Here is a 12,540-nt window from a genome sequence, read left to right as displayed (position 1 = left end):
CTCAATCGACGATGAACACCTGCGCGCCCTGCCGGGAACAGGCCCGGTGGGGCGCGTCGCCATAATCCGACACGTGGAAGCTGGTGCCCGGCAGAAGCGTGAACGAGCGGCCGTCCTTCAGCTCCACGACGAGTTCGCCGCTCAGCACGTAGAGAACGTGGCCGCGGTCGCACCAGTGATCGGCGACATAGTCTGGTGAGTAATCTACCTGCCTGATCCTAAGGTCACCGACATTGATCTCCCGCCACTCGGCCTGCCCCGTCTCGCCGGGATAGACCGCTGCCGGCAGCTCGGCCCAGTTCGCGATGGTAAACGGCGTCTCCGGTATTTTCATTGGGAACCTCTCCAGGTTCTGGCGACACGGTCGGGCAATTTTGCGCTATCACAGAGGTGGATGGTCGTCCATGGCAGTGCGAAGGGGCTGAGATGCTGACCCTCTATTCCTATCCCGGCCTGTTCGGGGTCGCCGACAACAATCCTTTTGGGCTCAAGATCTTTGCCTTCCTGAAACTGTGCCGGCTGCCGTTCCGGCACGAGCACGTGATGGACACGCGCAAGGCGCCTCGCGGACAGCTGCCCTTCATTGTGGATGATGGCGAGACCATCGGCGACAGCGACGCCATCATCGCCCATCTGACCACTCGCCATGGGCTGGACATCGATCACGGGCTTACGCAGCAGCAACGGGATATGGGGCTGCTGGTTAATCGCACGCTCGATAATCTCTATTGGGTGATGTCCTATTCCCGCTGGAAGGACCCGGCCTTCTGGCCGCTGTTCAGGGATGCCCTATTACGGACCCATGCGGAGATCACCCCGGAAGCGCTCGAAGCGGCGCAGCAGTACAATTTTCAGCGTTATCACTATCAGGGCATCGGCCGCTACGACCCGCCGGCGGTCTATGAAAAGGGCCTGGCGGACCTGCAGGTGCTGGCGCGACTGTTGCCGCAGACCGGCTTCTTCTTCGGCCCGAAGGCCCGAAGCATCGATGCGGCGCTCTATGGTTTCATCGCCAACGTGTATTTCTATGACATCGACACGCCGCTGAAGCGCTTCCTGCTCACCCAGCCCCATCTCGTGAAGCACTGCCAGTCCATTCACGCCGCTGTACAGGATTAGCCCCTACTGGCTTGTGCCCCTGCGCTCGCGCCGGCGGGCGTGATGCCGCAGCCAGGCGGCCGCATAGCCGCAGACCGGCACGAGCTGCCAGTCCTCCTGCTCGGCCATGGCCACGATACCTCTCATGAGGCGGTCGGCCGCTCCGGTGCCACGAAGCGACGGCGGTGCTTCCACATGGGTGATGATGACACTGGAGCCGTGCCGGCGGTAATCGGCGCGAACGATCTGCCCATCGACCTCGAGCTCGAACCTGCTCCTGTCCGGATTGTCCCGCACCTCGCCGCTCACGACCGATCTCCTCTTCCACTGCGATCTGGCCGGCAGCATTGCGGCCAGACCGGACCCGTTCTAGGCTTCTATTCCGATTCACTATGTGGATATGGAGGATCCTTTTGGCCACTCCATCGAAACCCACCTGCCGCATCGTTCGCCCGACCCATACCTATGACGGCAAGCAGGGCCTCAGCTATTTCCAAGGGATCGCCGCGGAAACGGTCGGGTCCTCGGGCATCTGCATGCATCTCCTCACGATGCCGCCCGGCGGCCGCGCCAAGGCGCATCTCCACGAGAATCACGAGACCGCGATCTATGTGCTGAGCGGCGAGGTCCACACTTGGTTTGGCGACGAGCTCGAGCAGCACGTGGTCGTCAAGGCTGGAGACCTCTTCTACATTCCCGCCGGCATGCCGCACCTTCCGGCCAATCTCAGCGACGAGCCGGCAAGCGCCGTGATCGCCCGCACCGACCCCAACGAGCAGGAAAGCGTGGTCCTGCTGCCGCATCTGGACGGGCGCGTGCCGACGTGACACACGGACGATTGCCTAGCGGCGTACGAACTGGCCCAAGCCATTCTCGTCGAGATAATCGATCGTGAATGCCGTGGCCGTGCCGCCGGCATTCCGCTCGAACGTAAGCGCCGCCACCGAACCGTCAGGTTGATTTTCGCTAGATGGGTGGAAAGCAAAGACGTCGCCGTTCCAGTGGGTCAGCCTGTACTTGGTGGGCGCCTTGCCGATCATCAGCTCCAGCTCGTTCCCCACCACGGCAATGACCGCGTTGCCAAAATAGTCGTTGCCGTAAGCGCCCGCATATGAAGCGAGGGGCGCAGCCGGCTTCTGATCGGCGGGCGGCGACTTTCCGATCAGCGTACCCACCGGCGCCGTGACGCTCGCCAGCCGAGCCGCATAGGCGGGAAACCAGTCACGCGTGATCTTGCCGAACTCGACGAGGTCAGCGAATGAGGCACCCAGCGCCTCGGCCGCTCCACTCGGCGATGCATTCGTCAGCACCACGATGGCGATATCTGCGGAGGGGATCATCGCGACATAGGTGCTCGCGCCAAGGGCGAACGCGCCGGAATGGCTGAGGATCATGCGTCCACTGGGCGAAACGCCAACGCCCATGCCATATCCGTAGAATCCGGGCCGGGCATCGACCGTGGCCGAGGGCGCGGCGATCATTTGGGCGGTCAGTGCCGGCAGCAGTGCCGCTTCGGGGACGATCTCTCGCCCTTCAAAGCGCCCGTTTTGCAGGATCATCGTCATCCAGCGGGCGAGATCGCGTACGGAGGAACTCACGCCGCCGGCCGGCGACTGTTCGTCCGGCAAGCGCTGGTATTTCGGTTCGTAATCGTTCCCGACCTTGACGTGCCCGATGGCCCTGTTCGCCTGCTTTTCGAAATCGGCAAAGCGCGAGCTGGTCGAGGCCATGTCGAGCGGCTCGTATAGAACCTCTTCGGCCAGGATCTCCCACGGCTTACCCGATGCCTGCGCCACCGCTTCCGCGGCGGCTGTCATGCCGAAATTCGTGTAGTTGTAGATCTGGCGAAAGCCGTGGAGAGGCAGCAGGCGGAGCTGCTCGAGCACATGCCGCCGGCCATGTCCCAAGTCCTCCAGATCATCGCCCGCATGGTCGGGAAGACCGGAGCGATGGCTGAACATATCGCCGATCGTGACGTGGTCTGTGATCCAGGGATCGCTGAGCCGAAACCAGGGCAAGTGGGCGATGACCGGCGTGTCCCATTTGACGATGCCAGCGCCGACCTGGTGGGCGACAACGCTCCCGGTGAGCGGCTTCGACAGCGAGGCGATCTGGAACACGGTGTCAGCGTCGACGGGCGCGGCCTCGCCCGCTTTTCGGACGCCGAAGCCTTTCGCATATACGGTTTTATCACCCTGCACGACCGCGACCGCCATGCCCGGCACGCCGCTTCGCTTCATCATATCTGCGGCGAGCTCGTCCAATCGACCGATGGCCTTTTCAATCTGGCCAGGCGGGATTTCCACGCCCGATGTCTGGGCAGGCGAGCTGTCTGCATGTCCAGGTGTCGGTGCCCACGGGAGCGAGAGCCCGAAAAGCACTATGGCCGTGATCCGGGCCAAGGATGGCCTGGTGCTGCGCCCCGTGAAATCGCGCAACATTCAATCTCTCCCATTTGGGTGTGGGCCGGAGCACGGCTAGGCCATGCATCGATTTTGCCTCTACCGCAATGTGGCAAGCAGCGCGGCCATGAGGCGCCCGCGTTCAGCCAGACTTTCCGTGATGATGTGCTCTTCGAGGGTGTGGGGCCCGTCTCCCCGCGCACCCAAGCCGTCGAGGGTCGGAATGCCCATGGCACCCGTGAAGTTTCCATCGGAACCACCGCCGGAATTCTGGTAGGGAATCTCGAAGCCAAGGCTACTGGCGAGGGCGCTGGCATGCTCGTAAAGCTGCCATGACGCATCATTCCGGGTCCACACCGGCCGGATCACGCCGGTTTCGACCCTGACGCTCACATCCGTGCCGACCGGCGAAAGCGTGTGGATCCGCCGAATGGCTTCGTCCAGCTTCTCGTTCGTGGTTGCGGAAGCCAGCACCTCGGCATGGCAGGCGGTCGCCACGCAATTGGCCCACTGGCCGCCGCGGATCACGCCCACGTTGAAGCCGATCTCCTCGTCCGTCATGGCCTCTATAGCCAGGATCTGGTGAGCCATTTCCCGGATGGCCGATGCGCCTTCGCTCAGCCTGAGTCCCGCGTGGCTCGGCCGGCCGTGAACCGTCACCGTGAAGCGCGCAATGGCATAACGGCCGGTCACCACGCCGCCATTGCGGCGGGCCGGCTCCGGCACCAGCACATATTTGTGGCGCGCCGCCTCGGCCTCGATCAGTGGCCGCGTGCTCGGACTGCCCACCTCCTCGTCGCTGGTGAACAGGACCGTGACCGGCAGGGGTGGCCTGAAGCCTGCACGCTGCAACTGGCGAATGGCCTCGAGCGCGAGATAGTTGCCGGATTTCATGTCCAGCACGCCGGGCCCGTAGCACCGACCACCGTCCATCCGCCAAGGCAATGCTGCGAGCGTGCCGACCGGGTGGACCGTGTCGAGATGGCCCAAAATGAGAATACCGGGACCAGGATCGGCCCCATGCGCAAAGCGGCCCCTCACGCAATCCCCGAAGCCCATGTGGCCGGGAATGCGCTGGATCTCGGCGCCCATGACGCTCATTTCGCGAGCGGCGAGGTCCATCATCCGGTTCACCGCGTCACGGTCGAAGGTCGGACTCTCCTGTTCCACCCAAGGCGCGAGGCCGGCCGCCATGGCCTGGGCGTCGAATGGCAAGCTGGCGAAGTCCGGAAGGCTGCTGGACTTGGGCATCGTTTTCCGTATCGTAAAGCAATATGATAAAATCGCATCATCATAGGGCAAGCCAAACGGCAGCGTCAAACAGCGCGGCGTGCCCCACTCCCGCTACTCGGGCGCCGCGTGGAGCCACTCCCCTCTTTCTTGACAAGCCCAAACGGCGATGCAAAGCTACAGTTTGATCGTATCGCACCGCAATACTTGCCGGAGCGGCATATGACGTCGTTACCCACAGCTGCTGCGAAGGGGTCCCGTCGAGATCCGCTCCTTACGGTTTCCCGCCTTGCCTATGATTATGCGGGAATGGGCGCCGTGGCCGATTGCAGCCTGGAGGTGCCGAAAGGCCAAATCGTGGCATTGATCGGCGGGAATGGTGCCGGCAAGACCACGAGCGTGAAAATGATCGCCGGCGCCTTGCGGCCGCGGCGCGGCACCATCCTGTTCGAAGGCAACGACATCACCGGGATGCCGGCCCATCGGGTCGTGGATCTCGGCCTTTGCCTGGTCCCCGAAGGCCGCCTGGTTTTTCAGCACCTCACGGTTTACGAGAACCTGCTGGTCAGCGGCCATGTCGGGCGCGCGCGGGACCGAATGCAGGCGAATCTCGACCGCGTGTTTGCGCTCTTCCCGCGGCTTGGCGAACGGAAATCCCAGAATGCGGGATCACTCTCGGGCGGCGAGCAGCAGATGCTGGCCATCGGCCGCGGACTGATGACCATGCCGCGGCTCATCATCCTGGACGAGCCTTCCCTCGGACTCAGCCCGATCCTGGTTTCGACGATATTTTCGCTTGTTCGGAAACTGAACGAAGAAGGCATCAGCGTTCTTCTGGTCGAGCAGAACGTGCATCAGACGCTTGCCATCGCCGATTACGCCTATGTGCTCGAAAAGGGCCGCGTGGTGCAGAGCGGGGAGGGGAATGAGCTGCTGAACGATCCTAAGGTGAAGCAGGCTTACCTGGGGCTGGCGTGAGCGAACGCCTAAGAGACAAGTGGGAGGCTTTGAGATGGACAGACGCGATTTCCTGAAAGCCGGCAGTGCACTCGCCTTAGCGGGTGTGATGCCGCACGCCGCCGTCGCGCAAGAAAACAGGATCGTCTTCGGCGGCTCGGTGCCGATGACGGGGTCAGCGGCCGAGACCGGGCTCAATGTGATGCGCGGCTATGAATGCGCCGTCAAATTCGTCAACGAGGAGATGGGCGGGGTCGACATCGGCGGCCAGAAATATACGCTGGCGCTGAACCTGTTCGACGACGCGAGCGATCCTGCTCGCGCGTCCACCCTGATCCAGCGGCAGGTGGATGAGGGTATCGGCTTCTTCCTGGGCTCGTTCGGCAGCAACATCGTCCTGCCCACCTGCGCGATCACCGAGGCAGCCGGCCGCATCATGGTGCAGGCGGGGGGCGGTTCCGACCTGATCTTCACCCAAGGCCGCAACCGCGTCTTCGGCCTGTTCCCACGGGCCTCCCGGCAGTTCGTCTCGTCGGTCAACATGTTCAAGGAACTGGAGCCGGCGGTGAAGACGATCAGCATCATCTACACCAACGATCCGTTCTCCAAATTTCAAGCCGACGGCGCGCGGGCGCTGATCGAGGAGGCCGGCATCCAAGTGCTCGACTTCATCGCCCTGCCGGCCCAGGTCAGCGACGTGACCAATGTGCTGACCTCGATACGCCAGAACACGCCGGACGTGCTGGTTTGCACCACTCATGACGAGACGTCGATCCTGATCGCGCGGCAGATGATCTCGACCAACACCAACGTCAAGATGCTGTACCAGACGCTCGGGCCGCAAACGGCGGCCTACAAGGAAGCGCTCGGCAATTACGCGAACGCGGTTGTCACGCAGGCATACTGGTCCGAGCGCGCGCCGTTCAAGGGCGAATATTTCGGTTCTGCCGAGAACTTCGCGAAATATTACAGGGCGAATTTCGACCGCGAGCTGACCTATCACATGGCAAGCGGGGCCGCTTGCATCATCTGCTACCTGCAGGCAGCGCGAAATGCGGGAACGCTCGAGCTGGACCCGGTGCGTGACGCGCTCGCGGCCCTGGACTTCGAGTGTTTCTACGGGCACATCAAGTTCACGCCCCAGGGCGATGGTCAGGCCGACCTGCTCGGACCGCTGCTGATCCAGCGGCAGAACGGCGAAATCGAGGTGATCTCGCCGGCGGAGAGCGCATCGGCCAAGCCGATCTATCCCGCGCCGACCTGGGCGGAGCGGGCATAGTCCGCCCGGCACCGGCGGTGGGAGCACCACAGGATTACGGCGCAAGGCTCAAGCGGCAATCCACGAAAAGCCGGGACCCATTTCGCCCGCTTCCGCTTTAGGCCGAACCTCGATGAGCAATGCAGCGATAGGAGCCGACCATGAACGACATGACGCCGATACCCTGGCCGAACGGAGCGCGCTGCGCCGTCATGCTGACCTTCGATTTCGACGCGGAGACCCTGTGGCTTTCGCGTGATCCGGACAATGTGCGCAGGCCCGGGGTGCTTTCGCAAGGCGCCTATGGCGGCAAGACCGGCGTTCCCAAGATCCTGGAGCTGCTGAAGGAGGAGGATCTGAAGGCCACCTTCTTCGTGCCGGGATGGACGGCCGAGAAATATCTGGACCGGATGGAAGCGATCGTCGCCGGTGGGCACGAGGTCGGGCATCACGGCTATCTCCACGAGTGGATCGATCCGGATTATCCGGACAAGGAGCGCGAGGCGCTGGAGAAGGGCCTCGAGTCCCTGAAGAAGACGGTGGGCGTGAGGCCCCTCGGGTATCGCTCGCCCGCGGGCGAGACCTCCACCAACATGATAGGGCTGCTGCAGGAATACGGTTTCCTCTACGACAGCTCGCTGATGGACCAGGTGAGCCCATACCGCCATGTGCTGCAGGATGGCTCGCGCGGCCCCATCGAGCTGCCCTGGCATTGGAGCCTCGATGATGCGCCTTATGCGCTGTTCGCCATCAAGCTGCCGCGCGCCATCATGACCAACGAGCACATCCTGAGCATCTGGAAGCAGGAGTTCACCGAAATCTATCGCTGGGGCGGCTTGGTCAATATCGTCACCCATCCGCAGATCATCGGCAGGCCGTCCAGGCTGGCCATGCTGCGGGACTATATCGCCTTCATGAGGCGCGCGCCGGGCGTGTGGTTCGCCACCGGGCGCGAGATCGCCGAAGCCTGGTCCGCGGTGGCGGAAGCCGCGTGACCGGGCGGTAGCACGCGATGCTGCTCTTCCTGCAGACGACCCTGAACGGCCTGGTGCTGGGCGGATTGTATTCGCTGGCGGCGGTCGGCTTTTCCCTGGTCTTCGGCGTCATGGGGATCGTGAACCTGACCCATGGCATCTTCGTGGTCGCCGGAGCCTATGGCGCTCTGCTTCTGTTCAGGCATCTCGGCATCGATCCTTTCTTCGCGATCATCCCCATAGGCCTCGTGCTGTTCGCCGTCGGCTATGCCTATCAGCGCACGATCATTCACTGGGCGATCTCGCGGGCATCACTGGTCGCCTCGCTGGTGGTCACCTTTGGTGTCGCCATGATCGCGCGCAACCTGCTGCAACTGACCTTCGGGCCGGACGTGCAGACCATCACGCCGAGCTACAGCTTCACCAGCGTGGGCCTCGGCCCGTTGCGGATCGACCTCGTCCGCCTGATTGCATTGGGCGCAAGCCTCGTGCTGCTCCTCATCCTGGCGCTGGTGCTGGCGCGCACCCAGTTCGGCCGGGCGGTGCGCGCCACCGCCCAGCAGCCACTCGCGGCGGAGCTGTCGGGCCTGAGCGTCGGGCGCCTGCACGGGCTCACCTTCGGGCTCAGCGCGGCCATGGCGGGTGCATCGGGCGCCATCATCGGCATCGTCCAGCCGTTTTCCGCGGCAAGCGAGGTGGCGTGGACCTTGAACGCGTTCATCGTGGTGGTGCTCGGCGGCATCGGCAGCCCCGCCGGCGCCCTGGTCGGCGGACTGCTGCTCGGCCTGATCAACGCCTATACGGCGCAATATATCGGGCCGTCCCTGACCACGGCGATGATGTTCCTGGTGCTGGTGCTCATGCTGCTGGTGCGGCCGCAAGGGCTGCTGGGACACAGCTTCGGGGAGTCCAGATGAAGCAGCCGCTCGCCATTTTTGCCGGACTTGCCGCGGTCGTCGTGCTGGCGCTGCTGCCGCTCTGGCTCGGGCCGTTCTATACCCGTGTGGTCCAGTTCTTCTTCTTCTCGGCAGCCCTGGCGCTCGCCTGGAACATCCTGGGCGGCTTTGCCGGCTATTGGAGCTTCGGCCATACGGTGTTCATCGGCATAGGAGCCTTCAGCGCCGCCCTGTTCGGCATGCATGTGGGCACCTTCGGAACCGGGCCCATGTCGATGGTCGTACCGCTGCTCGTGGCGGGGTTGGTCTGCGGCCTGTTTGCCGCACTGATCGCCTATCCCATCCTGCGCCTGCGCGGCATCTACTTCGCCATCGTCATGCTGGGCGTGAGCCAGGTGGTCAGCGAGCTCGTCAACAATATCGGCTGGTTCCAGGGCGGGGTCGGCGTGTTCCTCAGCCCGCCGGTGCCGAGCGGCGTCACGCCGGAGGACTTCTACTACTACATCTTCGGCGCGCTGCTGCTCCTGGCCTTCCTCCTGACGCTGCTGATAAAGCGCACCCGCTTCGGCTATGCGCTGCTGGCCATCCGCGAAGACGAGGACACGGCGATGATGCTCGGCGTCGCCACCGAGAAGTACAAGGTTCTGGCCTTCGTGCTCTCCGCGGTCCTGGTCGGGCTGCTCGGGGCGGTTTACGGCTACAGTGTGGGCTATTTCACCACCTACACCGTGTTTCGCCTCGACTTCAGCCTCAACATGATCGTGTTCTGCCTGATCGGCGGGATCGGCACGCTGTTCGGCCCGATCATCGGGACGGCGGTGATGCTATTCATCACCCAGGTGCTGCTGTCGCGCTTCCTGGACATCCACCTCCTGATCACCGGCTTGATCGTGGTGGCCATCGTTCTGCTGATGCCGGGCGGCATCCTCGGCGCGCTCACCCGCTCGCGGCGCGCGGCGCTGGCGCGAAAGGCGGAGGCGCAGGCATGACGGAGACCATTCTCTCCGGACGCGGCGTGACGAAGCAGTTTCGCGGGCTGACGGCCATAGAGAACATCGACTTCGACATTCCGGCCGGTGTGATCTATGGGCTGATCGGACCGAACGGGGCCGGCAAGTCGACCCTGTTCAACCTGATCACGGGCTATTACCCGCTGACCGCCGGAGAGATCCGGTTCCGCGGCCAGTCGATCGTCAACGTGGCGACCTACAAGCTCAATCAGCGCGGCATCGCGCGGGCCTTTCAGATCGCCAAGCCGTTCCCCGCGCTCACGGTTCGCGAGAATGTGGCGGTCGGTGCCATGTTCGGCAGGCCCGACCGGGCGGATGTGGACGCGGTGACCCGGGAGGCGCTGCGGGTGGCCGGCATAGAAGACCTCGCCGACCGCACCGCGGAGGGGCTGACCGTGGGCAATCTGCGCAAGCTCGAAATCGCACGTGCGCTCGCCACGCGGCCGAGCCTGCTGCTCGCGGACGAGCCCTGTGCCGGGCTCAACCCGACCGAAACGGAACAGATGCTTGCTTGCCTGCGCAATGTGCGCGAGCGCGGCACCACCATCTGGCTGGTGGAGCACGACATGAAGGCGGTGACCAGCATCTGCGACCGCATTCTGGTCATCGATGCCGGCCGCAAGATCGCCGAGGGCACGCCGCAGGAGGTGGTGAGCGATCCGGCCGTGATCGCCGCCTATCTCGGCACGCCGGAAGATGCGGCGCCGGAGGAGGCTCGACATGGAAATTGAAATGACCGGCGAAGGCCTTCCGCGGCCCGCTTCGTTCGATGCGGAAGCGCTGGCGCAAGGGATCATCGAGTGGGTCGCGTTCGAAACCCCGTCGGAACGGCCTGATCTGATTGACCGTCTTCTCGACCATATCGAGGCCTCCTTCGCCGGGCTGGCTGTGGCCGTGCGGCGCATCCCGGGCCGCGATGGTTGCGGCGGACAGCTGGTGCTGACCTACGCGCCCGAGGGCGTGAGCGGCAGGCCTGCCCTGCTGATGGGGCATATCGATACGGTCTGGGCGGCGGGCACGCTGGCCGCCCGCCCGGTGCGGCGCGAGGGCGACCAGCTGTTCGGACCGGGCATCTTCGACATGAAGGCCGGCTCCTATCTCATCACCGAAACCCTGAGACAGATCGCCAGAGCGGGGCTGCGGCCGCCGCGGCCGATCACCGTGTTCCTCAACAGCGACGAGGAAATCGGCAGCCCCACCTCGCGCGCGCTTATCGAGGACCTCGCCTCGGGCGCCGCATTCGTGCTGGTGCCGGAGCCGGCCTTCGAGGCGCCGGGAACGGTCATCACCAAGCGCAAGGGCTGGGGCTTCTTCAAGATGACGGCGCATGGCCGTTCCTCCCATGCCGGCGGCAATCTGCGCGACGGCCGCAGCGCCATCCGGGAGATCGCTCGCCAGGTTCTCGACATCGAGGCGATGAACGACAGCGAGACGGCGGCGACGTTCAATGTGGGCACGATTCAGGGGGGCACCCGCGTGAACGTGGTGCCGGCGGAAGCGACCATCGAGATCGACATGCGGGTGGACGACATGGCCACCGCCGAGCGCATGCTCAAGCGGATGCTCTCGCGTAAGGCCTATGATCCGGATATCCGCCTCACCGTCGAGGGTGGGATGAACCGGCCTCCCTTCGAGCGCAGCTCCGCGGTGGTCCGCCTCTACGAGGCGACCTCGGCGCTTGCGCTGGGCCTGCCCATGGCCGAGACCTCGCGCGGCGGCGTCTCCGACGGCAATTTCGCCGCCGCCCTGGGCTTGCCGGTGCTGGACGGATTAGGCTGCAACGGTGCCGGCGCGCATGCGGAGCACGAGCATATCCTGGTCTCGACCATCGCCCCGCGCGCCGCCCTGCTGCACGGCATGCTGATGTCGCGGCGATTCCAAGAGCAAGCCTTGAGCGACGGATAGCCGGCAGGCATTGGCAAGACCGGGCGCGCATCATAGAAGTGCGCCGCAATCGGCGCAGCGGCGGCTCCGCTGAGTACGGCAGCGTCACGGTGGAGGGGATGGTCTATCGCAAGAGCGAGCGCGTTCTGAAGCAGCTCGAAGGAAAACGGGAAGGCATCGTCGCCGCGGCCCGGGCGCTGATTTTGAAAGGGGGATTCGGCGAAGCGCCCATTGCGGCGGTTGCGAAGCTCGCCGGCGTGGCGACCGGCACCGTCTATCGCTACTTTCCCTCCAAGGCCGATCTTCTCGCCGAAGTCGTGCGCCAGACATCGCAGCACGAGCTCGACGTCATCATCGCCATCGCGCGCACGCGGGCTGCGCCCGACGAGCGTTTCGAACGGGCCATGCGGACCTTCCTGTCGCGGGCCATCCGCGGCTACCGGCTTGCCTATCTGCTCCTCATCGAGCCGATCGATGCGACGGTTTGGCAGGCCAGGATCGGCTACCGGCGCGCGCTGGCGGCCGTATTGGCGGACCTGATCCGGGAGGCGATCGCGGACGGCACGTTCCGCGAGCAAGACGCCGAGATCGTTGCGGCGGCCGTCGTCGGCGCCATGAACGAGAACCTCATCGCCGTGCTCTCGCCCGATGGGCCCGATCCGGAGCGCAGTCTCGATAGCCTCGTCGATTCATTGACCACCTTCTGTCTCGCCGCCGTCGCGCGCTAGAAGCGTTTCCGCTCTTCTCAGAATCGCGAAACCGCGTCTCAAGTTCTTGCTTGGTCGCATTTTCTTCACGCGAACCGGTATCCACGTCGCTCGAAAATGCTCT

At 64.3% G+C, this 12,540-nt stretch carries 14 protein-coding genes; 10 read left to right on the top strand and 4 right to left on the bottom strand.

The window, feature by feature from the left end; all coding sequences use genetic code 11:
- Window position 1: 1 nt before the first annotated feature.
- Window positions 2-334: a DHCW motif cupin fold protein gene (locus tag E4P09_RS07530; protein ID WP_137388884.1), complete on the bottom strand. Its 333-nt coding sequence runs from the start codon at window positions 332-334 to the stop codon at window positions 2-4.
- 92 nt (window positions 335-426) lie between these two features.
- Here E4P09_RS07530 and E4P09_RS07525 point away from each other — a divergent pair, with 92 nt between their 5' ends.
- Window positions 427-1,119: a glutathione S-transferase C-terminal domain-containing protein gene (locus tag E4P09_RS07525; RefSeq protein ID WP_137388883.1), complete on the top strand. Its 693-nt coding sequence runs from the start codon at window positions 427-429 to the stop codon at window positions 1,117-1,119.
- Window positions 1,120-1,122: 3 nt separating this feature from the next.
- Here E4P09_RS07525 and E4P09_RS07520 read toward each other — a convergent pair whose 3' ends face one another.
- The gene (locus E4P09_RS07520) at window positions 1,123-1,407 is read right to left on the bottom strand and encodes a GNAT family N-acetyltransferase (protein ID WP_239025049.1); all 285 of its coding nucleotides are present in this window, start codon (window positions 1,405-1,407) and stop codon (window positions 1,123-1,125) included.
- 104 nt (window positions 1,408-1,511) lie between these two features.
- Here E4P09_RS07520 and E4P09_RS07515 point away from each other — a divergent pair, with 104 nt between their 5' ends.
- Window positions 1,512-1,925 carry a cupin domain-containing protein gene (locus tag E4P09_RS07515; RefSeq protein WP_170984273.1) on the top strand — a complete coding sequence of 138 codons (414 nt, stop codon included), beginning with the start codon at window positions 1,512-1,514 and terminating at the stop codon, window positions 1,923-1,925.
- 15 nt (window positions 1,926-1,940) lie between these two features.
- Here the strand turns inward: E4P09_RS07515 and E4P09_RS07510 are convergent, their stop codons facing one another.
- Window positions 1,941-3,539, bottom strand: a complete 1,599-nt coding sequence (locus E4P09_RS07510; protein ID WP_137388880.1) for a serine hydrolase — start codon at window positions 3,537-3,539, stop codon at window positions 1,941-1,943.
- Between the two features lie 60 nt (window positions 3,540-3,599).
- The gene (locus tag E4P09_RS07505) at window positions 3,600-4,751 is read right to left on the bottom strand and encodes a M20/M25/M40 family metallo-hydrolase (protein ID WP_137388879.1); all 1,152 of its coding nucleotides are present in this window, start codon (window positions 4,749-4,751) and stop codon (window positions 3,600-3,602) included.
- A gap of 288 nt (window positions 4,752-5,039) precedes the next feature.
- On the opposite strand from E4P09_RS07505, the gene E4P09_RS07500 reads away from it, so the two are divergent.
- The 8 genes from E4P09_RS07500 (at window position 5,040) to E4P09_RS07465 (ending at window position 12,437) form a co-directional block, all read left to right on the top strand.
- A complete protein-coding gene (locus E4P09_RS07500; RefSeq protein ID WP_170984321.1) occupies window positions 5,040-5,708 on the top strand; it encodes an ABC transporter ATP-binding protein in 669 nt (222 codons plus the stop codon).
- A gap of 34 nt (window positions 5,709-5,742) precedes the next feature.
- A complete protein-coding gene (locus tag E4P09_RS07495; RefSeq protein ID WP_137388877.1) occupies window positions 5,743-6,966 on the top strand; it encodes an amino acid ABC transporter substrate-binding protein in 1,224 nt (407 codons plus the stop codon).
- Between the two features lie 140 nt (window positions 6,967-7,106).
- Window positions 7,107-7,940 (top strand): polysaccharide deacetylase family protein, encoded by an 834-nt coding sequence (locus E4P09_RS07490; protein WP_137388876.1) that lies wholly within the window; start codon window positions 7,107-7,109, stop codon window positions 7,938-7,940.
- 17 nt (window positions 7,941-7,957) lie between these two features.
- Complete coding sequence (locus E4P09_RS07485; protein WP_137388875.1) at window positions 7,958-8,836, top strand: branched-chain amino acid ABC transporter permease; 879 nt, start codon at window positions 7,958-7,960, stop codon at window positions 8,834-8,836.
- Window positions 8,833-9,804 (top strand): branched-chain amino acid ABC transporter permease, encoded by a 972-nt coding sequence (locus tag E4P09_RS07480; RefSeq protein WP_137388874.1) that lies wholly within the window; start codon window positions 8,833-8,835, stop codon window positions 9,802-9,804. Before E4P09_RS07485 ends, E4P09_RS07480 begins: the two co-directional genes overlap by 4 nt.
- The gene (locus E4P09_RS07475; RefSeq protein ID WP_137388873.1) at window positions 9,801-10,556 is read left to right on the top strand and encodes an ABC transporter ATP-binding protein; all 756 of its coding nucleotides are present in this window, start codon (window positions 9,801-9,803) and stop codon (window positions 10,554-10,556) included. Before E4P09_RS07480 ends, E4P09_RS07475 begins: the two co-directional genes overlap by 4 nt.
- Window positions 10,546-11,730, top strand: coding sequence for a M20 family metallopeptidase (locus E4P09_RS07470; RefSeq protein ID WP_170984272.1), 1,185 nt, complete (start codon window positions 10,546-10,548; stop codon window positions 11,728-11,730). The genes E4P09_RS07475 and E4P09_RS07470 overlap by 11 nt, the downstream gene beginning before the upstream one ends.
- Before the next feature lie 38 nt (window positions 11,731-11,768).
- Window positions 11,769-12,437 (top strand): TetR/AcrR family transcriptional regulator, encoded by a 669-nt coding sequence (locus tag E4P09_RS07465; RefSeq protein WP_137388871.1) that lies wholly within the window; start codon window positions 11,769-11,771, stop codon window positions 12,435-12,437.
- The last annotated feature ends 103 nt before the right edge of the window (window positions 12,438-12,540 follow it).

Origin of the sequence: Rhodoligotrophos defluvii (assembly GCF_005281615.1) — a bacterium.
Taxonomy (GTDB): Bacteria; Pseudomonadota; Alphaproteobacteria; order Rhizobiales; family Im1; genus Rhodoligotrophos; species Rhodoligotrophos defluvii.
This window is presented reverse-complemented; position numbering and strand designations above follow the sequence as displayed.